At 45.9% G+C, this 875-nt stretch carries 1 pseudogene; it reads left to right on the forward strand.

The annotated features are described in order from the left end of the window. Positions 1-875 (forward strand): annotated as a pseudogene (gene purH / locus ACS8FC_RS15920) (bifunctional phosphoribosylaminoimidazolecarboxamide formyltransferase/IMP cyclohydrolase); the annotation flags it as partial.

Below are 875 nucleotides of genomic sequence, written 5' to 3' on the forward strand. Positions count from 1 at the left end.
GTTACGATTTGGCAGTGAAAGCCTTTGAGCATACTGCGCAGTACGATGGTATGATTGCCAACTTCTTAGGCAGCCGTGTCAATGAGACACAGGAACCAGAAAACTTCCCACGCACATTTAATGTACAACTAGAAAAAGCGCAAGATCTGCGCTATGGCGAAAACCCACATCAAAACGCCGCTTTCTATACTGAAAATCATCCACTAAAAAGCCAGCAGGCTTCTATTGCAACGGCTAAGCAGTTACAAGGTAAGGCGCTATCATATAATAATATCGCCGATACTGACGCAGCCCTTGAGTGTGTTAAAGCCTTTAGTGCACCAGCTTGCGTTATCGTTAAGCATGCCAATCCTTGCGGTGTCGCGGTAGATAATGACCAAGTAGCTGCTTATCGCACTGCTTTTAGCACTGATCCTGAGTCATCTTTTGGCGGTATCATTGCATTCAACCGTCCATTGACGCTTGCTGCAGCAAAAGCCATTATCGATAATCAATTTGTAGAAGTCATCATTGCGCCTAGCATTGAAGACGGTGTGCTTGAAGCGACTGCTACTAAGAAAAACGTACGCGTATTAGTATGTGGTGAACTACCAGCACCAGATCAGCGTGATAGTCAGCTTGACTACAAACGCGTCAATGGCGGCCTACTCGTACAAGAGCAAGACCTTGGTCTAATTACGGCAAACGATCTAAAAATTGTCACTGACGTACAACCAACTGAAGCGCAAGTGGCAGATCTATTGTTCAGCTGGAATGTGGCAAAATATGTCAAATCGAATGCCATTGTTTACGCGAAAGGTCAACGTACTATCGGTGTTGGCGCAGGTCAAATGAGCCGCGTTAACTCAGCTCGTATCGCAGCTATCAAGGCGGAG

It is taken from the genome of Psychrobacter sp. 1Y4 (assembly GCF_051847555.1).